20 protein-coding genes are annotated in these 25,398 nt (G+C 56.0%); 11 read left to right on the top strand and 9 right to left on the bottom strand.

Translation table 11 applies throughout. The features are described from left to right. Nucleotides 1-44: 44 nt before the first annotated feature. Together LMS44_RS15365 and LMS44_RS15360 are read left to right on the top strand one after the other, a co-directional pair. Nucleotides 45-1,307, top strand: coding sequence for an MFS transporter (locus LMS44_RS15365; RefSeq protein WP_498945580.1), 1,263 nt, complete (start codon nucleotides 45-47; stop codon nucleotides 1,305-1,307). After that, entirely contained in the window at nucleotides 1,307-1,909 is a 603-nt protein-coding gene (locus LMS44_RS15360; RefSeq protein WP_498945578.1) for a glutathione S-transferase N-terminal domain-containing protein, read from the top strand. The genes LMS44_RS15365 and LMS44_RS15360 overlap by 1 nt, the downstream gene beginning before the upstream one ends. A gap of 36 nt (nucleotides 1,910-1,945) precedes the next feature. On the opposite strand, the gene LMS44_RS15355 is transcribed toward LMS44_RS15360, so the two are convergent. Next, nucleotides 1,946-2,914: an Rpn family recombination-promoting nuclease/putative transposase gene (locus LMS44_RS15355; protein ID WP_233974253.1), complete on the bottom strand. Its 969-nt coding sequence runs from the start codon at nucleotides 2,912-2,914 to the stop codon at nucleotides 1,946-1,948. Nucleotides 2,915-3,203: 289 nt separating this feature from the next. Here LMS44_RS15355 and LMS44_RS15350 point away from each other — a divergent pair, with 289 nt between their 5' ends. After that, nucleotides 3,204-4,646 (top strand): amino acid permease, encoded by a 1,443-nt coding sequence (locus LMS44_RS15350; protein WP_498945576.1) that lies wholly within the window; start codon nucleotides 3,204-3,206, stop codon nucleotides 4,644-4,646. After that, on the top strand, nucleotides 4,643-5,611 hold the full coding sequence (gene mmuM, locus LMS44_RS15345; RefSeq protein WP_498945574.1) for a homocysteine S-methyltransferase: 969 nt from the start codon (nucleotides 4,643-4,645) through the stop codon (nucleotides 5,609-5,611). The genes LMS44_RS15350 and mmuM overlap by 4 nt, the downstream gene beginning before the upstream one ends. 3 nt (nucleotides 5,612-5,614) lie before the next feature. Here mmuM and LMS44_RS15340 read toward each other — a convergent pair whose 3' ends face one another. Both LMS44_RS15340 and LMS44_RS15335 read right to left on the bottom strand, forming a co-directional pair. After that, a complete protein-coding gene (locus tag LMS44_RS15340) occupies nucleotides 5,615-6,595 on the bottom strand; it encodes an RpnC/YadD family protein (protein WP_498945573.1) in 981 nt (326 codons plus the stop codon). Between the two features lie 145 nt (nucleotides 6,596-6,740). Further along, the gene (locus LMS44_RS15335) at nucleotides 6,741-7,631 is read right to left on the bottom strand and encodes a LysR family transcriptional regulator (protein WP_498945571.1); all 891 of its coding nucleotides are present in this window, start codon (nucleotides 7,629-7,631) and stop codon (nucleotides 6,741-6,743) included. Between the two features lie 143 nt (nucleotides 7,632-7,774). On the opposite strand from LMS44_RS15335, the gene LMS44_RS15330 reads away from it, so the two are divergent. Then, on the top strand, nucleotides 7,775-8,641 hold the full coding sequence (locus LMS44_RS15330; RefSeq protein ID WP_498945569.1) for an SDR family NAD(P)-dependent oxidoreductase: 867 nt from the start codon (nucleotides 7,775-7,777) through the stop codon (nucleotides 8,639-8,641). Between the two features lie 355 nt (nucleotides 8,642-8,996). On the opposite strand, the gene LMS44_RS15325 is transcribed toward LMS44_RS15330, so the two are convergent. Next, the gene (locus tag LMS44_RS15325) at nucleotides 8,997-11,228 is read right to left on the bottom strand and encodes a glycosyltransferase (RefSeq protein ID WP_498945567.1); all 2,232 of its coding nucleotides are present in this window, start codon (nucleotides 11,226-11,228) and stop codon (nucleotides 8,997-8,999) included. 105 nt (nucleotides 11,229-11,333) lie between these two features. On the opposite strand from LMS44_RS15325, the gene LMS44_RS15320 reads away from it, so the two are divergent. From LMS44_RS15320 to LMS44_RS15310, 3 genes are all read left to right on the top strand, one after another. Continuing rightward, nucleotides 11,334-12,041, top strand: a complete 708-nt coding sequence (locus LMS44_RS15320) for a TVP38/TMEM64 family protein (RefSeq protein WP_498945565.1) — start codon at nucleotides 11,334-11,336, stop codon at nucleotides 12,039-12,041. 444 nt (nucleotides 12,042-12,485) lie between these two features. Then, nucleotides 12,486-13,523, top strand: coding sequence for a hypothetical protein (locus LMS44_RS15315; protein ID WP_498945563.1), 1,038 nt, complete (start codon nucleotides 12,486-12,488; stop codon nucleotides 13,521-13,523). Nucleotides 13,524-13,702: 179 nt separating this feature from the next. Further along, complete coding sequence (locus tag LMS44_RS15310; RefSeq protein ID WP_498945562.1) at nucleotides 13,703-14,680, top strand: sodium:calcium antiporter; 978 nt, start codon at nucleotides 13,703-13,705, stop codon at nucleotides 14,678-14,680. A 369-nt stretch (nucleotides 14,681-15,049) separates the two neighbouring features. Here LMS44_RS15310 and rloA3 read toward each other — a convergent pair whose 3' ends face one another. Further along, on the bottom strand, nucleotides 15,050-15,616 hold the full coding sequence (gene rloA3 / locus LMS44_RS15305; protein ID WP_498945560.1) for an ATP-dependent zinc protease family protein: 567 nt from the start codon (nucleotides 15,614-15,616) through the stop codon (nucleotides 15,050-15,052). Between the two features lie 520 nt (nucleotides 15,617-16,136). Here rloA3 and LMS44_RS15300 point away from each other — a divergent pair. Both LMS44_RS15300 and LMS44_RS15295 read left to right on the top strand, forming a co-directional pair. Beyond that, nucleotides 16,137-16,262, top strand: a complete 126-nt coding sequence (locus LMS44_RS15300) for a hypothetical protein (protein WP_498945558.1) — start codon at nucleotides 16,137-16,139, stop codon at nucleotides 16,260-16,262. A gap of 80 nt (nucleotides 16,263-16,342) precedes the next feature. Beyond that, nucleotides 16,343-16,792, top strand: a complete 450-nt coding sequence (locus tag LMS44_RS15295; protein WP_498945556.1) for a hypothetical protein — start codon at nucleotides 16,343-16,345, stop codon at nucleotides 16,790-16,792. Nucleotides 16,793-17,056: 264 nt separating this feature from the next. On the opposite strand, the gene recD is transcribed toward LMS44_RS15295, so the two are convergent. From recD to LMS44_RS15275, 4 genes are all read right to left on the bottom strand, one after another. Continuing rightward, entirely contained in the window at nucleotides 17,057-19,357 is a 2,301-nt protein-coding gene (gene recD, locus LMS44_RS15290) for an exodeoxyribonuclease V subunit alpha (protein WP_498947299.1), read from the bottom strand. Between the two features lie 35 nt (nucleotides 19,358-19,392). Further along, the gene (recB, locus tag LMS44_RS15285; protein ID WP_498945554.1) at nucleotides 19,393-23,286 is read right to left on the bottom strand and encodes an exodeoxyribonuclease V subunit beta; all 3,894 of its coding nucleotides are present in this window, start codon (nucleotides 23,284-23,286) and stop codon (nucleotides 19,393-19,395) included. Between the two features lie 55 nt (nucleotides 23,287-23,341). Next, nucleotides 23,342-23,650 (bottom strand): nucleotidyltransferase family protein, encoded by a 309-nt coding sequence (locus tag LMS44_RS15280; RefSeq protein WP_190372916.1) that lies wholly within the window; start codon nucleotides 23,648-23,650, stop codon nucleotides 23,342-23,344. Nucleotides 23,651-23,754: 104 nt separating this feature from the next. Beyond that, complete coding sequence (locus LMS44_RS15275; RefSeq protein ID WP_041158177.1) at nucleotides 23,755-24,048, bottom strand: nucleotidyltransferase domain-containing protein; 294 nt, start codon at nucleotides 24,046-24,048, stop codon at nucleotides 23,755-23,757. Nucleotides 24,049-24,168: 120 nt separating this feature from the next. Here LMS44_RS15275 and pncB point away from each other — a divergent pair, with 120 nt between their 5' ends. Further along, nucleotides 24,169-25,350: a nicotinate phosphoribosyltransferase gene (gene pncB, locus LMS44_RS15270; RefSeq protein ID WP_498945552.1), complete on the top strand. Its 1,182-nt coding sequence runs from the start codon at nucleotides 24,169-24,171 to the stop codon at nucleotides 25,348-25,350. The last annotated feature ends 48 nt before the right edge of the window (nucleotides 25,351-25,398 follow it).

Raw genomic sequence — 25,398 nt, 5'->3', positions numbered from 1 at the left:
GCGCTGCCCACCTTGCCCGAAAGGCGGCACGAAAAGGACACCACATGATGACTCGAACACTCACTAGCCACGACCTGCCCGCCCTGATGACAGGGATAATGGCGACCCTGGCGGGGATTGGCATTGCGCGCTTCGCCTATACGCCGCTATTGCCTGCGATTATTCAAGAGGGTTGGTTTACCGCGAGCCAAGGCGCCTACCTGGGGGCCGCCAACCTGCTGGGGTATTTTATCGGTGCACTCGTAGCTCACTCGCTGAGTGAGCGCTTTTCTCCTCGCTTGGTGATGGCCGCAAGCTTTGCGGGTATCGCGCTAAGCTTTGTGCTCTGCGCCGGGGCAGGTGGTTTCCTCTGGTTCTTCTTCTGGCGGTTGGTGTCGGGCATTGCCGGGGCCATCTTAATGGTCGTTGGCCCCTCGCTGGCGTTGGCGGCCACACCACCTGAAAGGCGAACGCGTGTTGGTGCCATGGTGTTTACCGGTATTGGCTTTGGGGCACTGCTTTCGGCCTTCATCGTACCGTTACTTCTTGGGTTAAGCCTGACAGTCACCTGGGGCACGCTGGGGCTGCTCTGTATTGCCGCTGGCCTTTTGTGCGACTGGGGAGTGGCGCACTTAACCTCACCCATAACGGCTAGCTCGGTGGGTAATAGCTCCACAGGGTATGCGGGTGTAAAGGTCGTTGTGCTGCTTGTCATTGGTGCTTATGCCCTGGATGCGATTGGCTTTGTGCCCCATACCGTGTTCTGGGTGGACTATCTCGCCAGGGAAAACGCCCTGGGCAATCAAGCGGCTTCATTGCAGTGGGGTATCTTCGGGTTAGGCGCCTTGTGTGGGCCGTTCATGGTGGGCGTACTGGCGCATCGAGTGGGCTGGCAGGGTGGCTTGATGATCGCCTTTGCGGCGAAGGCCGCCGCTGTCTTGCTGCCGGTGTTCTCGCTTGCACTGCTCAGCCAGTCGGTTTCCTCCTTCATGGTAGGGGCAATGATCCCCGGTATTGTGGCACTCACTTCTGGCCGCCTTGCTGAGTTGGTAGGGCCAACCGCCCACAAGAAGCTCTGGGGGCAAGCCACCGCCGCCTTTGCAGCCGCCCAGGCAGTGGCGGGCTATGCCATGTCCGCGCTTTATGGCGCTTGGGGCAGCTACACGCCACTGTTTGCCATCAGCGGCCTCATCCTCGTCGCTGGCTTTTTGCTGGTGCTGCTTAGCCGTGGCATACAGCAGCGCCACTCGCATCTTTCTGCCCAACAACTTACAAAGCACGCTACACAGCACTCTTCAAAGCACTTTACACACCACGGGAAGCAATAATGGAACTCTACCTAAACGCAACCTCGCCCTATGCGCGCCTGGTGCGCATCGTGTTACTGGAAAAAGACTTGGCGGACGCCGTGACGCTAAAGTGGTGCGACCCCTGGGCAGATGATGTAGATCTGTTAAAAGCCAACCCCGCCGGGCGTATTCCCGTGCTGGTAACGGAGGAGGGCACCACGCTTAGCGAATCAATGCTGATTGCCGTTTACCTGGATAGCGTTAGCCCCAACAAGCCAATGCTACCAGCAGCCAAACTAGGGGATGTGCTGCACCTGGCGGGGCTGGGCCAAAACCTGATGGATGCCGCGTTCAATACCGTGATTGCCAGAAAGCATTACGGCAAGGGGATTGATGATAGCGAGCTGGGGCAGAGGCGTTCGCGGGCCATTCAGCGGCTATTAAAGCAGCTGGACGGTGAGCTTGGCGAAATACAACAGACCTCAACTATCAATCTGGGTCACATCGCCACCGCAGTGGCGCTGGATTATCTCGCCTTTAGGCTGCCAGAGGTGAGCTGGAAAAAAGACTACCCGCAGCTTCTGGCATGGCACGCTAGCGTTACTGCGCGAGAGAGCTTTCAGCAGACGGCTTTCTGTTAGGACTTTCTATTAGGAGAAGTGGGGGAGGAAGCGAGCTCAGTGCTGGATCTCAGCCCGCAACTTTTCCACTTCTTCAACCGGCAGTTCTTCAATATCTGCGATCATTTGATCATCCATTTCGGTGCGAGCGATCAGCTTTCGGGCCGCGTTGCGTTTGCCTTCCAAGGCACGTTGCTCGGCTTCCTGACGCCCTTCCAGACGCCCTTCCTGACGCTCTTTTTGCACCAGATTTTCTAAGTTTTCTGCCAACATGTCTTTATCCTCCACCAAACTGTTGAGCCGCTCTAGATTAACTTCTGCACCAAGCCACTGCAGATGACGTTTAATCCAGCGCGTGATGACCTTATCAATGCGTTCTTTGTTCGGATCCGCTTTGATAATGGCCACAATACGATCAACGGCTAGTTGCAGGGCTTCCCAACTCTCACCGGCGTTTTCGACGCTGAACACACCGCTTAATGGTGTCTGAACTAAGCCTAGCTGTTCATCAGTATAGCGCCCTTCATCGACTAGGTAATAGCGTAGGTGGGGCTGATAAATCTGAAGAAAGTCGGGCGGTTCTGGGGTGATCATCTCGAAGATGTCTAGCGGTGCCGTCCATCGCTCTGAGCCGTTATACAACACGACAGGGAGCACGGGCGGCAACCCTTGGCTGGGCGTGATGATCTTCTGTTTGAATAGTTCGCTATAGAAACAGGCGACGTAGTGCAGTAGTCGAATGGGCATAGTGCGATCCACCGAGGACTGAAACTCCAGCAGAATATACAGAAATACTCGTTGGGTGAGGCCTTTCCATTTCACTTCAACCGACCACACCACATCTTCAATCTTCTCTTCAAAAAGCGGCGTAATGTAGTTGCCGCTGTGGCTCTTCAGGGTGGAGAAATCCATCAGCTTAGCAATCTCAGCAGGCGTAAAGCCTTCGATCAACTGTTGCACGAATTCGGGGTAGCTAAACAGCTCCTTGTAGCCGGTATCATGATGTTTGTGAATGGTGCCCACCATGAGTGCTCCTTATTCAATGTGCCTAAGCGAGTGCATCGCAAAAAACAATATACCTAAGAATAAATAGCGGGGGCTTGGCAAGCAACTGTTGTCGGGTTGGCGTTAGACACTGCCTGCATTTGATATATCCAGCCCTTATCACCCATGCCAGACTGCATATTCAAAATAAGAATATTAAATAATCCTTTTATGCTTTTTAGGAAATTAAGGATGCACTAAAATGGTGCCCTTTCTGAGCCAGGCCGCTGGGCGCTTGCCGCCGTGTTAGGCCAAAGATAGGGATGTCACCATGAGTGAGCCAGCAAGTGATCAAGAGGGGGCGCACTTTAAGCGCAGTATGCAGACGCGCCATTTGGTGATGCTCTCGCTGGGAGGCGTGATTGGCACCGGGTTGTTTTTGAGTTCCGGTTATACCGTGCAGCAGGCCGGGCCTATCGGGGCGGTGTTGGCCTATCTGGTGGGTGGCATCGTTGCCTGGCTGGTAATGATGTGCCTGGGCGAGCTGGCGGTGCATATGCCGGATTCAGGTGCCTTCAGTGCGCATGCCAGCCGCTATATCGGCCCGGGAACCGGCTATATGGTGGCTTGGATGTACTGGCTCACCTGGACAGTGGCGCTAGGGTCAGAGTTCACCGCGGCGGCGGTCTTTATGGGGCGCTGGTTTCCCGATATCCCCGGCTGGTACTGGAGTGGCTTGTTTGCGGCGATTGTCTTTGGCGTGAATGCGTTTACCTCGCGCTTCTTCGCCGAGTCTGAGTTCTGGCTTTCACTGATCAAAGTGATTGCGGTGGTGGTGTTTGTGCTGGTGGGTGCCGTGGCGATTATTGGCTGGGTACCGCTGCATGATGCCGCTGGCGCTGAGGTCGCCTCACCGGGGCTATCGGCACTGTGGGGAGAGGGCGCCATGCCGCCCAATCTGATGGCCATTGGTACCGCCTTACTGGCAGTGATGTTTGCGTTTTCCGGTACTGAGTTGATTGGGATTGCCGCCGGAGAAACGGTGGATCCGGCCCGCAATGTGCCCAAGGCGATTCGAGCGACCTTGTGGCGATTGATCCTGTTTTTCGTCGGCACCATCGTCGTAATTGCGGCGCTGTTACCTCAAGACCAAGCCGGGCTCAGTCAAAGTCCCTTTGTGGCCGTATTCCAACGCCTTGGCGTGCCAGGCGCAGCCGATATCATGAATTTTGTGATCATTACCGCGCTGCTGTCGGCGGCGAATTCAGGGCTTTATGCCTCGTCGCGCATGCTGTGGACGCTGGGGGATCAAGGCACCTTGCCCCCGTCGCTGGGCCGACTTAACAAGCGTGGCATTCCGATGAATGCGCTATTACTCAGCATGGTCGGCGGCCTGGGCGCTCTGTTTTCCAGCGTTTATGCCCCTGAAACTGTCTATCTGGTGCTGGTTTCGATTTCCGGTCTGGCCGTGGTCGTGGTCTGGATGGCGATTGCGCTTAGCCAGCTCAACTTCCGGCGCCAATACCTGCGCGAAGGAGGGCGGCTGAAGGATCTGGTTTATCGCACACCCTGCTATCCCTGGGTACCCCTGATAGCGTTTGCGGCCTGCCTGGCAGCGTGCATTGGTATCGCCTTTGACCCGCAACAACGCGTGGCGCTCTATTTCGGCGTGCCTTTCATTGGCCTGTGCTACCTGATGCACTTTGTGCGCCACCGTTCGGCCTCCCAACGTTCTGAACATTCGCCCAACGCCGTTGAGGAAAACGCCGTATGAATGAGTTAAATCCGATCAAAGCCCTGTTGGCCGATGTGCCCTTTATGGTCATCGACGGTGCCTTGGCCACTGAGCTGGAAGCGCTAGGCTGCGACCTCAATGACGCCCTCTGGTCGGCGCGCTTGTTGGCGCAGGCCCCGGAGAAGATTCGCCAAGTGCATCAGGCGTATTTTGAAGCAGGTGCAGATTGTGCGATTACCGCCAGTTATCAGGCTACCGTGCCGGGTTTTATGCAGGCGGGGATGCCGGCAGAAGAGGCGCGGGCGTTGATTCAGTTATCGGTCACGCTGGCGCAGCAAGCGCGGGATGCGGTCTGGCAGCCCGGTCAAACCGACCGTCCCAAACCACTGGTGGCCGCATCCGTAGGCCCTTATGGCGCTTATCTAGCAGATGGCAGTGAGTACCGAGGCGGCTATGACCTGGATCGTGCCGGGCTGGTTGAATTTCACCGCGAGCGTTTTGAACTCTTGCTGGCGGCGGGGGCGGATCTACTGGCCGCTGAAACTTTGCCCTCACTGGAGGAAGCGCTGGCGATCACCGATTTGCTAGCTGAGCACCCAGGCGCTCAGGCCTGGATAACCTTCTCGGCGAAGGATGGCCAACATATCAGCGATGGCACGCCGATCGCAGAATGTGTGAGGGCCCTGGCCAACTGCCCAGGCGTAGCGGCGATCGGTGTGAACTGCACGGCCTTGGCCCACATTGAATCGCTGATCCAGGCGATCCGGCGTCAATGCGATCTGCCTATATTGGTCTACCCCAACTCAGGGGAAGTTTACGACGCAGCGACCAAAACCTGGCACTCGGCCCAATGCGCTCATACCGCTGCGAATATTTCCGGGCTGGCACACGGGGTGGAGCAATGGTTGGTGGCTGGCGCGTCAGGCATTGGCGGTTGCTGCCGGACGACGCCGGAGGATATTCAAGCGCTGGCCCAGTGGCGCCGGTCGCGCCAGATTGTTTAGGCCTTAATACTGAGTCTCAGCCCGTAACTTCTCCACCTCTTCGACGGGCAGCTCTTCGATATCCGCGATCATCTGATCATCCATTTCGGTGCGAGCGATCAGCTTACGGGCCGCGTTTTGTTTGCTTTCCAAAGCGCGCTGCTCAGCTTCTTGGCGTCCCTTTTTAATACCCAACTGCTCGCCTGCCCGACGCTCTTTTTGCACCAGATTTTCTAAATTCTCTGCCAACATATCTTTATCCTCCACCAAACTGTTGAGCTGCTCCAGATTCACCTCTGCCCCAAGCCGTTGCAGGTGACGCTTGATCCAACGTGTAATAACCTTATCAATGCGCTCTTTGTTCGGATCCGCTTGAATGATGGCCACAATACGATCAACGGCTCGCTGCAAGGTTTCCCAACTCTCCCCTGCGTTTTCAACGCTGAACACGCCGCTTAACGGTGTCTGAACCAAGCCTAGCTGTTTATCAGTATAGCGCCCTTCATCGACCAGGTAATAGCGTAGGTGGGGCTGATAAATCTGTAGAAAGTCGGGCGGTTCCGGGGTGATCATCTCGAAGATGTCTAACGGAGTCGTCCAGCGCTCCGAGCCGTTATACAACACCACCGGAAACACGGGTGGCAAGCCTTGGCCGGGCGTGATGACCTTCTGCTTGAGTAGCTCGCTATAGAAACAAGCAGCATAGTGCAGCAGCCGAATAGGCATGGTGCGATCCACCGAGGACTGAAACTCCAACAAGATGTAAAGGTACACCTCTTGGGTGACGCCTTCCCAGGTGACTTCAACCGACCACACCACATCCTCAATCTTCTCCTCAAACAGCGGCGTAATGTAGTTGCCGCTATGGCTCTTCAGCGTGGAGAAATCCATTAGCTTGGCGATCTCTGCGGGCGTAAAGCCTTCGATCAACTGTTGCACGAACTCGGGGTAGCTAAACAGCTCTTTGTAGCCGGTATCGTGGTGATTGTGGACGGTGTCCGCCATGCGCGCTCCTTGTTCAATGTGTTAGCGGGATAGCATCGCAAAAAACAGCATTTCTAAGAATAAATAGCGGTGTACAGACAAGCAACTATTGGCACTGAGCTTCGCCCATCCTGCTCAATTTAACGTTGCATTTCGTTGAGTGCCTTTACTCAGCCGAACGAATAAAGGCTTTAACTGAAGGAGATAAATGACGGTAACCTAATGTGAGATTGAATTGAGCTGCAGAACCCGGTAACGAGCGATAGCTGATTCGGTTTCCCTGAAAGCCACTCATGCTTTCGGGAACAATAGCAACACCGCCTCCGACGGCTACCAGAGACAGCACGGCATGCATCCCGTGTGCCTCTTGCGCCACCCTGGGTACAAAGCCTGCATTGGCGCAAAGGTGGATAACCTGCAGGTGAAAACCACGCCCCTCCACCATCGGCCATAGAATGAAAGGTTCGTCAGAGAGGTCGGCAAGCGTTAATGTTGGCCGCCTACAGAGAGGATGATCTTTCGGGATGGCCATGCACAAGCGGTCACTATCGAAGTGTGTTTGCTCGATATCTTCAGCATTCACAAGCGGTGGGATCAAAACGCTCACGTCCAGTGTTTCGTCGCGTAACGCGTCAATCTGTGCAGCAGTCGTTGCCTCACGTAGCTCAAGACGAACCTCAGGATGGCTTGTCCGAAATTCACGAATGACATCAGGTAGTTGCCCATAAAGCGAACTTCCCACATAGCCTAGGCGCACTAAACCTGATCTGCCTGCCGCGACATCTTGCGTTGCGGTGATGGCCTGTTCGGCTCTTTGAAGGGTTTCGTATGCTTCATCAAGGAATCTCTTTCCCGCAGGGGTTAAGCCAAGAACACGGTTGCCACGCTCAATCAGGGTGACATTGATATCGCCCTCCAGCTTGCGGATCGCACTGGTAAGAGGGGGCTGCGATATATTCAAACGCGCAGCAGCACGGTGAAAGTGTAATTCTTCCGCCACAGCCACAAATTGCTCCATTGCACGCAAGGTGATACGAGCTTTGGTGTCTGACGTCATGCGGCAACTCCGAATATGCCATTAGTAATTCAATACTCTTATGATATTTAAAATATATCAAATAACTATATTAATAGTATTTTATGTATTGTATTGCCAGTTTCATACTTTCACTCGTGTTCTCAGAAAGCACGGAGTGTGAAATGGTGAATTTTAAAGGGCAGGTGGTACTTATCACTGGATCAGGTCGCGGGCTTGGTTTTTCGTATGCCCAATGCGTTGCACGACTCGGTGCAACAGTTCTGATCCAGGATAACGGTGCCGGTTCCGATGGTAATGGCGCGGATCCTCAGGTTGCGCAGCTTGCAGCAGAGCAACTTGGGTTGGAAGGTCTGGATGCAAGAGCAGTATCAGCAGATATTGGAACGCGTGAAGGCTGCCATGCACTAGTACGCAGTGCTCTGACAATCAACGGACGGTTGGATGCTCTGATTCATAATGCAGGGTGGGTAGCCTATGAAAACATTGACGCTATAGAGGAAAGCGCCTTTGACCAAATGATGGCCATCGCCGCCAAGGCACCTCTTTGGCTCGCACAGGCGGCTTGGCCTGCGATGAAAGCAGCGGGCTATGGCCGCATCGTCATGACCACTTCTTGTCGAGCGCTCTTCCCACAGTATGTTCAGAACGGGCTTGCTTCCTACGCGGCTGCAAAGATGGCGGTGGTGGGAATCATGAATGTGCTTGCTGCTGAAGGCAAAAAGGATGGGATTATCGTCAATGCAGTTTCGCCCGTTGCCAAGACACGCATGTGGGGAATAGAGGGTGAACCAGATGAACTGCGTCCTACCGATGTCGCGCCAGGCGTGGCGTATCTTGCATCTTCGGAATGCGCCGAAAGTGGCTGGATACTGCGTGCCGCGAACGGGCAGTTTCATGCCACCAGGGCGATGGAAGCCGAGAACGTGGACTATCCGCGTGACCTGCGTGCAGTACGTGTCTCAACAGCGGATGAGATGGCGGCGAACTGGCCGCTGATCGCTGTTCCTAGCGTGGAGCCGCGCTCATGAGCGAGGTAACTTTGGCATTTGCAAGCCAAGCAGTGCAGGGAGAGTCACCGGTTTGGAGCGGATCCACCGCTCGGCTTTTATTTCAGTGTTTGTCTTTGTAGTGGCATAGTGAATTTGGTCACCTAATTAGAAGTGCTAATTTGCACCAAGAAATAAATAGGTGGCAACAAGACCAAAACGTAATTTTTTCGCCCTGGTGATGCCTTAGTGAGCTTAGATAAGCAATCTATGAAGAGTTCTGAACAGCTAAATGAGCAACTGCTACAGCTACCTGATGATTCTGTAGTAACGTGACATTGAAAGCGGTTGTTTGTGCAGCGCTCTACGCGTTGCGTTTTTGGATGCCTCGGCACGATCATTCATCGCGCTTCTTACGCCGTACCTCGATCACGTAGCGGTACACGCGGAGTACCTCTGCAGCAAACTTCTCGATGCGCTGCTCCGCGGCTGAGCCTGAGGCTTGGCCGCTCATGCGTGCTTTAAGCGCGTCATCGCTGAGTAGGGTGTCGATACGCTGACTCCAAGATTGGGGGTCAGGTGCGGTTTTGTAGCCATTAACGCCGTGCTGGACGATATCCTCGATGCCGCTGGAGCGAATCACCACCACCGGAAGCCCCGCCGCCATGGCTTCTAGCACGACCATGCCCTGGGTTTCAGAGCGTGAGGCGAAAACAAAAATCTCGGCCAGGTGGCAGTACAATGCTACCTCTTCGGGCGGGACTGCGCCGACCAGCGTGACATGCTCGCTAAGCCCTAACGCTTCGATGCGCGCCTGTAGTCGGTTGAATTCGTTGCCCTCACCAAGCAGTAGTAAGTGAAAATTATGCGCGCTGTTATCACGCAATAGCACCAATCCATCAAGCATAAAATCGATGTTTTTCTCTTTGCTCAGCCGTGAAACCGATACCAGTACGCGCTTGCCCTCAAGCCGATAGCGGTGACGTAGGGTATCGAGCGCAGCACTGTCAGCGGCGGCAAACCGTGCGTAATCAATGCCGGTTGGTTGGACAAAAACCGGTTGTTTTACCCCGATGATACGTAGGTACTCTTCTGCAGAACTGGTGGGCACAATGACTGCGTCGCAGCCATTGGCAAATCGCTTGACCAGCGCGTGGGAGATCAAATTGCGAAACAGCGGCCCTGGCAATGGCACATAATGGGCGTAGTGCTCCAAACGCGTGTGGTAGGTGTAAACCACTGGCACCCGTAATAACCGGCCCAAAAGCTGACCGGCGCGACCGATCCAGAATGGGTGGTGCACGTGAATCACCTGCGGGGCAAAGGCGCGCACGCGCTTAAGTAGGCGCCAAGAGAAAATGTTCGCTAGGCGAAACTCGTTGTGGCGGCCCAGCGGCAAAAGCGGGGCCAGACGCAGCACATCGGCTTCCTCGGTGGTCGATGGCTGGGGGTAGCGTGGGGCGACTACCAGAACGCCATTATTAAGCTCGGTCAGGCCGAGTTTTAAGCGCTCAATGGAGATCGGCACGCCGCCAATAAAGGGCAGATAGTTATTGGTGAACATAGCCACCCGAAGTGGCGTGCCAGTGCCAGCGTCGGGGTCAATATCAAAATCGGGGTAATAATCCTGCTCGGTAAAAATCCGGTTGTGTAGCCAGAGCGCGATAGCAATGAACGTGGAAACGATCAAGATGAAGTTCAGGTAGCCTACATAAAACAACGAGTAGATAAAAAACCATAAACTCTCCAGCGTGCGCCAAACTGGGTGCTGGCCAATATCCAAGCGCTGTTCGCTGATATGAACCTCCTCGCCATCGACAGTGACCGAGACAAAATGGTGATAGCTTTCATTATCATTGAGCACAAGCCCGCCGGCGCCGCCGGTAACGATATAGTCGGTGTCGCCATGGCGCTGTCGATCAAAGAGCGGTACCTGGGAGGAGAAAACCGCATCCACACCGGCCTGCTCAATCTGGCGAGTGAACGCTTGGCGTGCGGCATTCTCAAGATGGTAGTCGTCGTCATCTTCTAGTCCGAAAAGGCCAGAGTGATCCACCGGGTAAAGTGGGTGGGCGCTAAACAGAAATTGATTCGGCTCGCGCCCTGCAGCGAGCACTTCCTTAAGCCAGCGCGTTTGCCAGCCGAAATCGGTGGTGCCGGTGCTGTCAAGAAAGGTGAAGCGGCTTTTTCCTGCGGCAAAACTAAAGTGATAGGGGCCGAAATGGTCATAAAAGCGAAAGCCACCGAGGCGGCTCTCCTCCTGGGGACCGAAAGTTAAAAGGAACGGCATTTCCAAGTGATTCAGGGTACCAAATAGCGCGCGGTATTTATCCTCGCCGCCGCTGGCGACGGCATTACCTGCTGAGACAATAAAGTCATAGCCCTCGCGATTGAGGCGCGGGATAATTTTGCGCTCAAAAATGCCTACCGAGTTATTAATGTTGCCCAGCACGGCAAAACGATACGCCTCACGCTCGGCCAGCATCGTCTCGATGGCGTTGACCTGGGCGGCGTGAGCGCTGGCAAAATCTTGTTCAAAAAAATTCAGGTAGGCTTTGTAACCCAACAGCGCGGCAATGAGGACAAGGTTGAGATAAAAAAACCACGAAATGAGTCGCTGGCGGGGCACTCGGCGTGTCTCCTGGGCAGGGGTTTGGCAATAGGGCGATAAGCTGCCACAAACGGATACGAACGTCGACAACACTATTTTTATTCGCCACGTTGGGTAATCGAAATGTGGCGTAAACAGGAGGCAGGGCGGATGGCGCGTTCCATGGCAATAGCCTTAAGTGTTTTAGCGGTGCTGCTAGTACTTGGTGGGCTATGGCAGTGGCTGACGGTCAATGACCTGGTGACGGTTGATAATATCCGTGCGTGGGTCGCATCGTCACCCCAGTGGCGGGATTCGCCTTGGGCGTTTGTGTGGGTGATGGGTGTTTATGTGGCCGCACTTTTGGTGATGTTTCCGCTGAGTATCCTGGTGGCGGTCACCGGGTTGATGTTCGGCCCGGTGTGGGGGTTCGTTTATGCATCGCTCGGGACGCTGGCATCATCAGTAGTGTCGTATGGCGTAGGACACCGCCTGGGTCGCGAGGCGTTGATAAACTACGGCGGTAAACACATGAACGGGCTTTCGCGCTACCTCTCCCGGCGCGGCATCCGGGCAATGACAGTGATTAACCTTCTCCCGTTGGCGCCCTTTACGCTGACCAACATGATGGCGGGCGCCTTTCACATCAAGTTTCGCGATTATATGATCGGTTCGACACTGGGTATCGTGCCGGGGCTGGCAGCGGTCACGCTGCTGGGCAGCCAGCTTGGCGCACTTGCCACCGCCAGTGACCGCCGCGATGTCCTGCTGGCACTGGCCGGTCTAGGGATTGGCCTCTTGCTTGTATTCGCACTTCGCCATTACTCCCGGCGAAAAGCGCGTGAGCGCTAACGGCAGGCTGAAACCGCCAAGCGAGTTAGCTAATACCGTGTCTCTCACGCCACCATGGCAGTTCATTGCGCTAACACCCCGCCACGGTGGTGCTATTCCTGATGATGCGAACGCGAATGATCCTGTCGCGTCGGGAGTGCGTCGCTCTGCTAGTGCTCTATGTAGCTTTTCTTGTCTGGATTGGCGCTGAGACGTTCGGAGTACTTGACTGGGTGCCTAGCCTGCCACCAGCCTCCTGATGTTGAAACCTGTACCGTTAAAAACCAGTTGCTTCAATGACATAATGTTTAGCCCAAGCAGGAGTGTCGAGGTCTACCCCATTCCCGTTGCGAAACGCTGTCAAAACTGCGCAAGATGTTGGCACTATATTTAATCATCCATTTCAGCCGTTATGCGTACTGATCAATGTACATTGTCGGCTCTACCAAAGGGAGTGAATCCTCCATGACCCACGCAACCATCCTTTATGAAGGCACCATCCACTGCTTTCCTGCGGGCTTGCGCGATGAGAGAGGCAAACTGGTTAATGCGGAAGTTTCTGCCGTACTCTATGATGGCAAGCGGCTCATTTTGGCCAGTGACAAGCCAATCCCCGGCGAGGATCGCTCGGCGGTTTTTGCTCTGCCCATGACGTCAAAGGGCCCCGATGACAGTTCCTTAGAATACTTCACGGCGCCGCTCATCAAACAAGCTGTCAAGTATGAGGACTTCGCTCTCACCACAGATGCACGCTATGTACTGGCCACCACCGGCTTTGACCGTATCGACGATGCCAGCCACGACCTCAACGACTACAATCACCTGCTGATTTGGCCGCTGGGGGAGCCTGACAAGGTTAAGGTCGTTGATCCCGATCCTAGGGACGGCGTTGAGGGGTCTTTGGAACTACGTAACAAACTTAATCACGCCATCGGTTTTCCGTACTATAAAATTGAAGGTCTTGCGACGATTCCGGGTGAACGCGGCGATGGTCTGTTGCTATTCGGGATCCGTGAACAGGGGCAAGCTCATAATGATTTTGAATACGTCAGCCGACTAGTGGGGGCTCACTACGAAATTAGTGATACGGGCAACCTAGTATTGGTCGACGAGATGCGTGACATCTACACTTTCGATCCAAGCGATAACGAGAGTGTGCGCTTTGAATGTGGCCTTTCGAGCTTGGAATATGATCCCTATCATGGCCGACTTTATCTGGTGACCAGCTTCGAATCCGAGCAGCAGGGCGCTCCACGTATCGGCGGTTATTTGTGGGTGATCAGTCTTGAGGATCTGCGTGCCGGGAGAGGCCCCACGCTAGTGACCTCACCCGAGGGCGACGCGATTGAGTTCGAACACAAGGCTGAGGGTCTCGCCGTACTCGACCATGAGCGTCTTTTTGTTGCTTATGACAACGACCGTCATCTTGGGCTAGGTAGCATCGACGAACGAGATGAACGACATGCCTGTGAAGCGCCCTATACTCTGCTTCACGTTTCCTGACCCGGCTCGTAACCACGAAGTTATACCCTAAACGGAAAGGGACTGTGCAACCGACTCAGCGTTTTGCGCTGAGAGCAACGTTGTTGTTTCCTTCCTGATACTCTGATTATGGTCAGGGCGAAGACATTGGCAGCTGATGGGCCATGAATAACACCATTTTTAATCACTGAGGAAACGCTTTGTTCTTACCTATTCTCGCCATCATCCTGGGGATCGTTTTGCTCCTATGGAGCGCCGACCGCTTCATTGACGGAGCTGCGGCGGTGGCCGTGCATCTCGGGCTGCCGTCACTGGTCATTGGCATGGTGATTGTTGGCTTCGGCACCTCGGCACCGGAAATACTCGTCTCTATAATGGCGGCCTTGGATGGCAACCCTGATCTAGCTCTCGGCAACGCATTGGGATCCAATATCTACAACGTTGGCCTTATTATCGGGGTTTCGGCTCTGATCGTGCCGATAGCGGTACATTCTGCGATCATCCGCCGTGAACTTCCGCTACTTATTTTGTTTGGCATGTTAGCCGGCGTGCTGTTGTGGAATGGCGTACTCAGTCAACTCGAATCGCTGCTTCTACTGGCGGGCTTCTTTGGCTTGATGGGCTGGACGATCTGGAAGGCGCTGCGGGGCAAGAATGATCCGTTGGCCGCGGAGACCGAACAGGAGCTCGTCTCGCATGCCATGACACTGGGGCGGGCCATCCTCTGGCTCGTCGTTGGCCTGGCACTGCTGCTGGTGAGCTCGCGGATGCTGGTCTGGGGCGCTGTTTCCGTGGCGAGTGCTCTGGGCGTAAGCGACCTTATCATAGGGCTAACCATCGTGGCCCTCGGCACCTCACTGCCCGAGCTGGCGTCATCAATTGCCGCAGTACGCAAGGGTGAACACGACATCGCCATCGGTAACGTCGTGGGTTCCTGTATGTTCAACTTGCTAGCGGTAGTAGGCATCGCCGGTGTCATAGCGCCGATGGAAACGCTTTCAGCGGACATCATGTTGCGGGACTGGCCGGTGATGATGGCCATGATCGTGGCGCTATTCGTCATGGGCTACGGCTTTCGCGGCCGTCAGGGCCGCATCAATCGCATCGAGGCCAGCGTATTACTGGTGGGGTTGGTGGCCTACAACGGTTGGCTGGCCAATACCGTGCTATCGGCTTAAGCCCTGCTAAAACGGTCAAACATCAGAAAGCCTTGCCAGTCATCATCACCCGGTGGGGGTTTATGACTTAGTAAACTGCAAGTTGATCGCGCTTTAGCCGTAAATAAAGCTTACTGCCTGAGCGTTTAAAGTCGATCATCACGGTTTTCTCCAGGCCGCTGCTCTGTCGTGTTGCTAGAAGTGTCCTGTGTTTGTTGTGGTGTCCGCTTGCTAGAATTGCGATTACGAAACTTGCTCCAGGCGGATTTGGCTTTCTGTTGATTTTCTGGTTTACGCAGCCAATTTACGGCTGCCATCATGATCCACTTCTTCATGCAAACCTTCTGGTTTCCTTTTGAGAGGCGTATGTGTGTCTTAGCATCAGGCTCATTAGATGCCGATGTCTTCGTCATAGTCATGTTCAGAATGCCGAATCAACTGGCTATCCTCATCACAGTCGGGGTCATGCCTGAAGGTTTGGGTGACATCGACTTCTCCCAGACTCTGAATAGTGCGACGCCCGAGTAGTACCGGATAATTCATATCATCGCGATCCTCTAAGCTGAACTGCTCCTCATGAAGGGTCTGGCCCATGCAGATCGTCATCAGCACTACGGGCCGATGATCTTCCCCACCAGCACCGGTGACTAACAGGTTACGAAACACCGCACGTTCAAAGGTGCGAGATACTACCTCATCAGTCTCTTCGTCTTCGACCTCGACGAGGAAGCTAACCCAGTCTTCGCCGTTACGTTCGAATGTCTCGATCTCTTCAGCCTGCATTGAGGAGGTAAGGGCGCCAGTGTCCAGCTTCACCTTGACCTCGGCTCCCCAGGGTTCGAGCGTGGCCGTTTCTACCCAGCCATAGATTGGCTTTTCTGATGCCTTGGCGAAGCCTGTCAGCCCCCCGGCGACAAGCAACATGCTGGCATAGGATACTGATGATAAAAATTTCATTTCTGGTTATTCTCCTTGAATAAAGTGCCATTTTACTCAGCGTCGCTTGGCTCTTATACCAAGACTGCCTTTGACCGGGCGGCTGCCGAGAAATTCCTATGCCCAAACCTTTGTGCATGTCAGTCAGGTCTGGAATGAAGGTTTTTTTGCGGTGCCTGTTGTTAAGGGCGCTTATTTACACTTGCGTGCCACCACTTTTCATAGTTGCCATTGGCGGCGCTATGGTGAGGCATTTGAGAAGCGCGGTAGGGATTGACCACTCCTCCAGCAAGGAACCGCAAGCAAGCAAAACGACGCGTAAATAATCACTAGCAGTCCCTTTTACTCACTCATTTAATGAATAGTCCTCCGTATCTTTGATATCTAACGTTTGAGGTAAACGGAGGCTCTTGCTTATTAGGGGTATGTGAGCGATTAAAAATAATTGTTCAACCCAAATTTGAAATCGTTTTTAACTACTTCTACCTTGAACGACGAGTAAGATAGTTAGACATGAACTCAGTCATGCAAGGAGGTATCCATGCAGGTACTGACTCGTAAAATCCCCGCAGTATTAACTATTACCGCTACTACTGCCGCGCTGGCAGGCCTGCCTTTGGCGGCCTTTGCTGCAGAGACCCCGTACTCAAAACCTGATGGAACATGAATTAGTTTAAGCGGCACAGCTGTTGAGACAAGCCCCGATAGCTTTGTTCTCGACTATGGTCAAATACTGTAACCGTCGAAATGGATGACTGGATCTGGTACGACCAAGAGGGCGTAGGCCTGATCGAAGGCGACCGAGTAACTGTCTACGGCGAAGTGGATGACGATCTTGCAGAGATGAGCAAAATCGAAGTCAGCAGTGTTTACGTAGAATCACTTGGTACCTATTTCTACTCCGACAGTGCGGATGAGGAGTCTTTACGTCTAAGCGTTGTTACACCGATTGTGGCAGGCTTCACTGAAGTCGTTGGTACCGTCACTAGCACAAGTGACCATGAGTTCACTGTCGACACAGATCTTCAGCAAGTGACGATTGATACGACTAGCCTGTTGTATAACCCAATGGATGACGTTGGCTATCAGCAGATTGACGAAGGTGACTTGGTCAGCGTCACGGGTGACATGGAAACAGACCTTCTTGAAAGCATGGAGTTGATGGCAGATAGTCTCGTGATTCTCAATAACGCTTAAGGTTTTCGACATACGCTAACGTGTGTTTAATATTAATTTTTACGCCGTCGGCAATGTGTTGGCGGCGTTTTTTGTATTTCAATAGATGAGTTAAGCACACGAACAGAACTGCTACTGGTGGGAGTGAATAGGAACTGCTCGCTACCGATAACTACTTTTTCAATCGGATTCTGCTTATGGTGCATGGCAGACTATATCAGGATAAGCTGAAGGACTGCTTGTGGCTGAGAACCGACACTACCATCAAAGGTAATTCCAATTTTGTTACAACCTCCCCATCCCACTAACCCGCATAACCTCCCTCGCCACCGCATCATTCAATATCCCGCGTTTGGCTTCGATCAGCGTGAGCCAGTCGCGGGCGCGGGTGATGCCGGTGTAGACCAGCTCGCGGGTGAGAATTGGGTTAGGTGTTTGCGGTAGCAACAGGGCAGTGTGCTGAAACTCCGAACCTTGGGATTTGTGTACCGTCATCGCGAACACGGTTTCTACCGCGTGCAGGCGGGAAGGCAACACCCAGTGAATCGGGTTGTCCGGGTCGCTGGTCGGAAAGGCGACTCTTAAGAGTGATCTTCCTGGCGCTCCTGATGAAGAGCGGGGGTCAGGCACCGACATTGTGATGCCAATATCGCCGTTCATCAGTTTCAGGCCGTAGTCGTTTTGGGTGACCAGCACCGGGCGGCCTTCGAACCAGCCTTTTTCAAGTGTGTGGTCGTTGCCGAACAGCAGCTTTTCGCGGCGCAATGTTTTGGCGATGCGGAGGTTTAAGCCTTCTACTCCCCAGGGGCCTTTGCGCAGTGCGCACAATAGCTGAAAGCGACTGTAGGCGTTGAGTACTTGCTTCGCCCAGGCATCGTAAGCGTCGCCGTTCTCTTCAAACGCCAGTGTCGTATCAGGCCGTTCACTCGATAGGGTATTCAGGTAGTACTGGTAGCCGGTGGGCGGTGCAATCGGTTCGCCTTTGAAGGTGGTGCGGCCTTCGCCTGCGTTGGGAAAGCGTTGCGGGCTGCCGGTGATTACCAGGCGCTCCAGGGCGCTGTCTTCATTTTGTGCGTCTGGCTTTAACACCAGGTGGTGCAGGTCGGCGTAGCCGTTATTCAGTACGCCATGCACGGCTTGGTGTTTATCCCGTTCCCGCAATGTCTCACTTAGCGGCTGGTTAATCGCCTGGGCGAGCTGGCCGATGCCGCTTGTTTCAGTAAAGCGGTGGCTTACCCGCAGCATGGTAATGGCTTGGTCTAGCGGTTGGCCGTCCGGGTCGATTAATTCATTCGGCAGCGGGTGGTCGGTGAGTTCGGCCAGCCACTGCGCCGTGGCGGGAGTGTAGTGGGCGGCGTCGGCGCGGCGGCATAGGTCGCCCAGCACGGCGCCCGCTTCCACTGATGCCAACTGGTCTTTATCCCCTAGCAGCACCAGCTTGGCGCTGGCGGGTAGGGCGCTGAGCAGCGCCGTCATCATTTCGATATCCACCATCGAGGCTTCATCCACCACCAGCACATCCAGCGCCAGCGGGTTGGCGGCGTTGTGGCGGAAGTGGCGGGTGTCTGCTCTTGCGCCTAATAAGCGGTGGAGTGTGGTGACTTCTGTCGGGATGGCTGCTTGTAGTTGCTGGGTGCTTGAATCTTCGTCGAAGTGTCGAACCAAAGCTGAAGCTCCCTCCCACAAGTTGACTAAGTCACTGACGGGGAGCTTAGCGACTTGCCCGGCAATGGATTCATTTAGCCGTGCGGCGGCTTTGCCGGTGGGGGCGGCCAGGCGGATGCGTAGCGGGTGGGCGTTGAGTTGGCTCAGTTGCAAGGTTTGCAGCAAGGCCAGTAGGCGTACCACCGTGGTGGTTTTGCCGGTGCCGGGGCCGCCGGTGATGATCGCGAACGGGCTGCGAGCGGCGAGGGCGCAGGCGGTTTTTTGCCAATCCAGGGTGTCGGTTGCCGGGAATAGTGTATCCAGAGCGCTTTTAAGTAGCGGCGATGGCTCTGAGCTATGTACCGGGCTATCCGCGCTAAGCCGAGCAGCGATTTCCTGGTGCAGGGTTTGCTCGAATTGCCAGTAGCGGCGCAGGTAGAGACGTGTAGTGTTCTGACCATCGCTGCGTACCAGGGGCGTATTGCCGGGGCCGTCGCTGATCAACGTGGGGTGGTGGAGCGCGGCCTGCCACTCGGGCAGCGTTAGCGTAGCCAGCACATGGCTGGGCAGCGGCGGCGGGTCGTTGAGGTCGTCGCCTTCCGGCGGCAGCGAAAGCGCAAAATCCGGCGCTTCCAGGGTGGTGGCTATATCCAGGCATACATGGCCACGGCCAAGCTGGTGGCTGGCCAGCGCTGCGCCCAGCAGTAGCAGCGGCGGGGCGTTTTGGGTTTCACGGTCGAGAAAGCGCACCAGGGCCAGATCCAGATCCCGCAGCCAGCCACGGGAAACCCAGCGTTCACACAGTAGGAATAGCGCGGCGGTATCGCTTAGCGCGGGGTGCGGCTGGGTGGCACTGGCGGCTGATTCTGTCGGTGGCGTTACCGATGCGGTTGAATCAGGTGCAGCGGGCGGCGCGTCATCGGCGAACAGGTCAAGGTTCATGGAGCCCCCGTTCTTGGAGGCTAAGTCACGCTTACTCATACTACCGCTTCCTGGTTTGTTACTGCGGTGTCTGCCGCTGTGCCTGTAAAGAGTGCATCCAGCGCTTCGATCAGCGCGACCGGGGCGGGCACGGCGTGTACGCCGCGGGCGGTGGTGCGGCTGCCACGCAGAAATACCGTCATCGAGCCGCCCAGGTGTTGGTGCGGGTCGTAGTCGGGCAGGCGTGCTTTTAGCAGGCGGTGGAGGGCGAGCATATACAGCGCCGCTTGCAGGTCGTAGCGCTTTTCGAGCATGGCGTTGCGCAGGGCGTCAGTGGTGTAGGCACTGTCGTCGCTGCCCAGGTAGTTGGATTTCCAGTCGAGCACATAGAAGCGGCCTTCATGCTCAAAGGCGAGGTCGATAAAGCCTTTGAGCATGCCGTTGAGGGTGTCGGCATCCAATACGGGGCGTGATACCCCTGGCAGTAAGTGGTCACTGACAAGCTCATCCAGCTTGCGCGTTTGTACCTGGTGCGCGGCAAACCAGAACTCCAGTTCCACCTGATAACTTCCGAGTTCACATAGCGCCACCTGGCTGCCTTCGCTGGGCTGTGCCGGGGCCAGTGAAGGAGATAGAGGCAGGGGAAGCGGCGTGGCGAGCAGTTCTTCCAGCCAGCCCGCCAGGGTGTCGTGCCATGCCTGCCAGCCGCGCAGCTGCACGCGCCGCCGCAGCATGTCTTCCCGGGCGGCGGGGTCTTGTAGCGCTTTGTTGAAGCCTAGCTGGCCCGCCCACTCCAGCAATCCATGCAGGAAAGTGCCGGGGCCAGGCCCTCGCGGAAACCGGTGCAGGTGAAACGCTTCGGTGTTGATGGCGTTGTCGTGGGGCTCGTCCAGCACTTCCAGAGTGGTGGCTTCCTGTGGCGTGGTGGGTTCCGGCGCGGGCGTTGTCAGCGGGATGGTGCTAGATCCAGAGACCGCCCCAGAAGTACGCAGCGCTGAGTAGCTGGCGATCCACCACTGTTCCCGAGCAGGGCGCAGAGGCGTGCGGGCGTGGCCCAGTGCCTGCTGCTCCGGCGCTGGTGTGAAGCGCAGCGCAGTGGGTTCCGGGGCGGCACTTAGCGCGATATCGCTGCCTTTCACCAACTCGCCTATCGCCTGGGTAAACGCGCTGGGGGCGATGGCCTTGCCACCGTTGATCAGGTGGCCGATGGCGCTGTTCTCGCTACCTTTCAGCGGCGCCAGCCCTAGCCAGGTGGCGTGGCGGGCGCGGGTGAGCGCTACGTAGAGCTTGCGCAGGTCTTCGCCGAGGCGTTCGCGGTCGGCGGTGGCCAGCGTGGCTTCATCTGCGCTCAGGCTGAGTTGCAGCGTGCCGTCGCTATCGTGCCAGCGCAGCGGCAGGTCGGTGTCGCTGACCGGGCGATGGTTGGCTATAAACGGCAGGAACACCAGCGGGTACTCCAGCCCCTTGGATTTGTGAATGGTCACTACTTTGACCAGATCGGCGTCGCTCTCCAGGCGCAGCTTGTGGCTGTCGCCGTGGCTGTCCGGGTCGGCAATGGCCTCGGCCAGAAAGCGAATCAGCGCGTGTTCGCCATCCAGTTCCTGGCTGGCATGCTGCAGCATTTCCCCCAGGTGGAGCAAGTCGGTTAGCAAACGCTCACCCTCGGCGAACTCGCCCAGCAGCCGTGCGGCGATATCGAAATCGACCATCAAACGGCGCACCAGCGGCAGCACGCCTTGGCGCTGCCATAGGCGGTGGTAGTCGCTGAACTGCTCGACCCGCGCTTCCCAGGCCAGCTCGCTCTGGTTGAGGTGGTCGAGTTCTTCAAGGCTCAGCCCTAGTACTGAGGTTGCCAGGGCGGCGCGAAGCTTGTCTTCCGCCTGGCGGGAGTTGGCCTGGGGTTCGGCGCAGGCGCGCAGCCAAATGGCTAGCTGCGGGGCAATGGGAGAGCTGAACACCTTGTCGTGATCGGAAAGGTAGACGCTCTTGATGCCCCGGCTGGCCAGCGCTAGGCGAATCGCCCGCGCTTCCTGCAGGCCGTTGACCAGCACGGCCATGTCCGAGGGGGCCAGCGGAGTGAGTGATTGCTCTCCGTTATCGTTGCTGTAATCGGCGGCTTTCGCATAGCCCTTCGCAAAGCCCGCTTGCTGTTGGCGGCCTGCTTCCAAAAGCATGGCCATGTGCGAGGCGCAGCGCTCGGCCATCTCGGTTTGGTAGGCGGTTTTGGAGAGCGGTTCTTCGCTTTCCAGTGGCCACAAGGTCATCGCGGGTAGCGGTTTGCCGTTGTGTACCAGCGTCTCCTTGGTGCCTTTGGCATTGACGGGGTTGAACGGCAGCGGGTTGTCGCCGCCATCGGCACGGAACAGGAAGGCGCCGGCATCATGCTGGTCGGCGTAACTGAAGCAGTGGTTGACCGCTGCTACCATGGCGTGGCTTGAACGGAAGTTGGTGCCCAGCGTGACGTGTCGGCCATCGGTGTCTTGGCGTGCCTGCAGGTAGGTGAAGATATCCGCACCGCGGAAGGCGTAGATCGCCTGTTTGGGGTCGCCAATCAGCAGGATGGCGCTGTCACGGCGGGGCGTTGCAACGTCATACACGGCGTTGAAGATGCGGTACTGGATCGGGTCGGTATCCTGGAACTCGTCGATCAGCGCCACGGGGAACTGGCGCTGAATCTGCGCGGCCAGGGCCTCTTTGTTGGGGCCTTTCAGGGCGCGATCCAGATGGGTGAGCAGGTCGTTGGGGCCCATCTCGGCGCGGCGTTCCTGTTCGCGCTCCAGCCGGGCGCGGCACCACTGTACGGCGTGAATCAGCAGGTCGTTGCGCGGCTCGGGTAGGGCATCCAGCGCTTTCGGTAGTTGTACCAGCGCTTCCCAGGCTTGCGGGCAGGGCGGTGCGCCCTCTTTCCAGATATCGGCCATGCCGTCGGGGGTCATGCGTTTCCAGGCGGCGTCGGTGAGCGCGGGGCGGTCGGCCTCCGTTTCGCACCACTCGCGTAGTGCGCCTAGCCAGTTGGAGCGGCTTTTGGCGTTGAAGCTCTGGCCTTTGAAGGCTTTGCGTGTGGCGGCCTCTTCCAGGGCGGGCACCAGTTCGTCCAGCCAGGCGGGCCAGGGGACTTTGAGCTCGCTGAGCTGGGCGGCTCGTTCGGCCTGGGTGGCGGCCAGGGTCTCGCTGGGCTCGGGCTTTTCGTCGCCCAGAGCTTCGCTTTCGGGCAGTAGCCGTTGCAGCGGGGCGTGCAGGTCGTCGGGTGATTTCCAGTAGCGAGTGACAATGCCGAGGGCATCGCTGTCCAGCGGGTAGTAGAAGCTGCGCCAGTAGTCGCGCACTACTTCCTGTTCGAGTTCGCGCTGGTCGTTCTCTAAATTGAGCGAGAACAGGCTGCCGCTGTCGAAGGCGTGTTCGCGCAGCATCCGGTAGCACCAGCTGTGAATGGTGGAAACCGCGGCTTCGTCCATCCATTCGGCGGCCAGCGCCAGGCGCCGCGAACAGGCGGGCCAGGTGGCAGGGTCGTATTGGTCGCGGAGTTCTAGGAGCAACGGATCTAGTGCAACCGGGGCTTCCCCGGCGGCAAGCCTACGTGGAGGCGCTGTGAACCCATCCGTGGGCGCTACATTCAACATCCCTGTTGAATGACCTCCACTACGGCTTGCCCCCGGCGCCCCTCCTTCTACGTCCTCAGCACGAAATACTTCTGCTGCTTCTACCAGCCGGTTGCGGATGCGTTCGCGTAGCTCCTGAGTAGCGGCGTTGGTGAAGGTGACGACCAGGATTTCTGGTGGCGTGAGCGGGCGGATAAACGCTGTGTCGTCGTCAACGCTGTGGCCGCCGAGTACCAACCGCACGTAGAGCAGGGCGATGGTGAAGGTTTTGCCGGTGCCGGCGCTGGCCTCTATCAGTCGGCTGCCGTGAAGCGGGAGGCTCAATGGATTGAGGGGGGCGGGCTGGCTCATAAGAAGATACTGTCAATTTCAGCGGAAAAATCTTGCCTAGCGGTGAACAACTGACTCATGCCGCTTCCTCATTTTCAATCGGGCTCGACTGTGCCAAGGCTATTGCTTGGAAGGGTGTGGGTTCAGCTGTCGAGACATAGGTCACGATATCTACAGGCAGTTGGAGGCGTTGTTCGAGTGCCATTTTGAGTTCGGCACAAGCAAGCAGCGGAATCGTTGTCTGGGAGATCAACAGTAGATCCACATCGCCGCCTCGCTTTGTATCATCAAGACGCGAGCCAAACACATGAACGTTGACATCTGTGCCCATGAATTCGTGCACGCCTGAAAGAATGGCGGTGCGCTGTGCTTGAGTAAGACGCATGAAGACAGCTCCTTGCTTGTTAAAGTCTAGCACTGACTATATGACAGCCCCGCCACCTAATAACCTAACGTTAAGTCACTCTTGGAATATTCAGTTTACGCTTCCTAGCCAATCGGGCGCGCTTCGGCTAAGACTCTCGCTTGGGTGGGGCTTGGCTCATCAGTCGATACATAGGTGACAATTTCCACCGGCAGTTTGAGGTATTCTTCGAGTATTTGCTTGAGTTCAGCGCAAGGCTGCGGCGGTATCGCTGTCTGGGAGATCAACAGTAGATCAACGCCGCCGCCTCGCTTTGAATCATCTAGCCTTGAACCAAACACATGAGTTTCCACCGAATCACCAATAAACTCGCTCACACCAGAAAGAATGATTGCGCGATGTGTTTGGGTAATACGCATGAAGTCAGCTCCTTAACTGTATGACAGCCCCGCCACCTGATAATCTTATCGCCGAGCCACTTTAGGTGCATTTTAGTTTACGCTACCGGCGGCTTCGGTTCACTCTAACGATGGGATCTCATGCTGACATCGCTGCTGGATAATGACTTCTATAAGATCACGATGCAGAACGCCGTGATCAAACGCTTTCCTTATGCCCATGCGCGCTACGCCTTTATCAATCGTGGCGAGCACGCGTTTCCTGATGGTTTTGGCGCCGAACTTCGCCGCGAAGTCGATAAGATGGCATCGCTACGGTTGAGCGATGAGGAGAAGCGCTATCTCGAAATAACGTGCCCTTATCTCGACCCTACGTATCTCGATTTCCTTGCCGGGTTTCATTACAACCCCAGCGAGGTGAGTGTAGAGCAGCAGGGGAGTGATCTTTCGGTGATCATTGAAGGGCCCTGGTACCGCACCATTCTCTGGGAAGTGCCGCTGATGGCGTTGATCAGCGAGCTGTGGTATCGGCTGCGTGGTGTGACGATCACTCCTGACGCTGATGCGATGATTGAACAGCGCGCCCAGGAGAAGATCGAACTCTACCGCCGTTTGGGTCTGAAAATCGCTGAGTTTGGCACCCGGCGGCGCTTCTCTTCTGACGTTCACGACCGGGTGGTTGGTGCACTTAGTCACCACGGCGGTGAGGCCTTCAGTGGCACCAGCAATGTGCTGATGGCCATGCACCACGGTGTTAAGCCGATCGGCACCCACGCTCACGAGTGGTTTATGTTCCACGGTGCTCGCTTCGGTTTCAAAATGGCCAATAGTCTGGCGCTGGAGCATTGGGTGGATGTGTATCGCGGTGATCTGGGGATCGCCTTAACTGATACCTTTACCTCTAAGGCCTTTTACGACAGCTTCGATAAGAAGTTCGCCAAACTGTTCGATGGCGTTCGCCACGATAGCGGCGACCCTATCGAGTTTGCTTCCCAGACCATCGACCATTACGAGCGCTTGGGCATCAACCCGCTAAGTAAGACGATTATCTTCTCCGACGCGCTAACACCGGAGAAGGTCGAGCGGATACATACCTTCTGCAAAGGTCGCATCGGCATGGCGTTTGGTATTGGCACCAACTTCACTAATGATGTCGGTGTTGAGCCGATGAACATGGTGATCAAGATGGTCGAGGCGCGCCCGGAAGGGCAGGGCTGGCTGCCGGTGATCAAGCTTTCCGACGTGGTGGAAAAGAACACCGGCGACCCGGAGATGATCTCGCTGGCGAAGCGCATCTTGTCGCTGAATGGGAATAGTATTTAGCCTGAGGCTCGTTGCTCTCGCTGATCGTTTAGGCCCCAGCCCGGCAAC

The sequence above is a fragment of the Halomonas profundus genome (assembly GCF_020865425.1).
In the GTDB taxonomy this organism is placed as follows: Bacteria; Pseudomonadota; Gammaproteobacteria; order Pseudomonadales; family Halomonadaceae; genus Vreelandella; species Vreelandella titanicae.
The sequence above is the reverse complement of the archived record's forward strand: the minus strand, read 5'-3'. Positions and strand labels throughout refer to the sequence as shown.

What these genes read in the sequence shown, in the direction of transcription:
- recB (WP_498945554.1), bottom strand. Translation starts at nt 23,286, where the DNA reads ATGAGCCAGCCCGCCCCCCTCAATCCATTGAGCCTCCCGCTTCACGGC.
- LMS44_RS15320 (WP_498945565.1), top strand. Translation starts at nt 11,334, where the DNA reads ATGTGGCGTAAACAGGAGGCAGGGCGGATGGCGCGTTCCATGGCAATA.
- LMS44_RS15330 (WP_498945569.1), top strand. Translation starts at nt 7,775, where the DNA reads ATGGTGAATTTTAAAGGGCAGGTGGTACTTATCACTGGATCAGGTCGC.
- LMS44_RS15335 (WP_498945571.1), bottom strand. Translation starts at nt 7,631, where the DNA reads ATGACGTCAGACACCAAAGCTCGTATCACCTTGCGTGCAATGGAGCAA.
- recD (WP_498947299.1), bottom strand. Translation starts at nt 19,357, where the DNA reads ATGAACCTTGACCTGTTCGCCGATGACGCGCCGCCCGCTGCACCTGAT.
- LMS44_RS15295 (WP_498945556.1), top strand. Translation starts at nt 16,343, where the DNA reads ATGGATGACTGGATCTGGTACGACCAAGAGGGCGTAGGCCTGATCGAA.
- mmuM (WP_498945574.1), top strand. Translation starts at nt 4,643, where the DNA reads ATGAATGAGTTAAATCCGATCAAAGCCCTGTTGGCCGATGTGCCCTTT.
- LMS44_RS15360 (WP_498945578.1), top strand. Translation starts at nt 1,307, where the DNA reads ATGGAACTCTACCTAAACGCAACCTCGCCCTATGCGCGCCTGGTGCGC.
- LMS44_RS15365 (WP_498945580.1), top strand. Translation starts at nt 45, where the DNA reads ATGATGACTCGAACACTCACTAGCCACGACCTGCCCGCCCTGATGACA.
- pncB (WP_498945552.1), top strand. Translation starts at nt 24,169, where the DNA reads ATGCTGACATCGCTGCTGGATAATGACTTCTATAAGATCACGATGCAG.
- LMS44_RS15275 (WP_041158177.1), bottom strand. Translation starts at nt 24,048, where the DNA reads ATGCGTATTACCCAAACACATCGCGCAATCATTCTTTCTGGTGTGAGC.
- rloA3 (WP_498945560.1), bottom strand. Translation starts at nt 15,616, where the DNA reads ATGAAATTTTTATCATCAGTATCCTATGCCAGCATGTTGCTTGTCGCC.
- LMS44_RS15350 (WP_498945576.1), top strand. Translation starts at nt 3,204, where the DNA reads ATGAGTGAGCCAGCAAGTGATCAAGAGGGGGCGCACTTTAAGCGCAGT.
- LMS44_RS15340 (WP_498945573.1), bottom strand. Translation starts at nt 6,595, where the DNA reads ATGGCGGACACCGTCCACAATCACCACGATACCGGCTACAAAGAGCTG.
- LMS44_RS15280 (WP_190372916.1), bottom strand. Translation starts at nt 23,650, where the DNA reads ATGCGTCTTACTCAAGCACAGCGCACCGCCATTCTTTCAGGCGTGCAC.
- LMS44_RS15355 (WP_233974253.1), bottom strand. Translation starts at nt 2,914, where the DNA reads ATGGTGGGCACCATTCACAAACATCATGATACCGGCTACAAGGAGCTG.
- LMS44_RS15315 (WP_498945563.1), top strand. Translation starts at nt 12,486, where the DNA reads ATGACCCACGCAACCATCCTTTATGAAGGCACCATCCACTGCTTTCCT.
- LMS44_RS15300 (WP_498945558.1), top strand. Translation starts at nt 16,137, where the DNA reads ATGCAGGTACTGACTCGTAAAATCCCCGCAGTATTAACTATTACCGCT.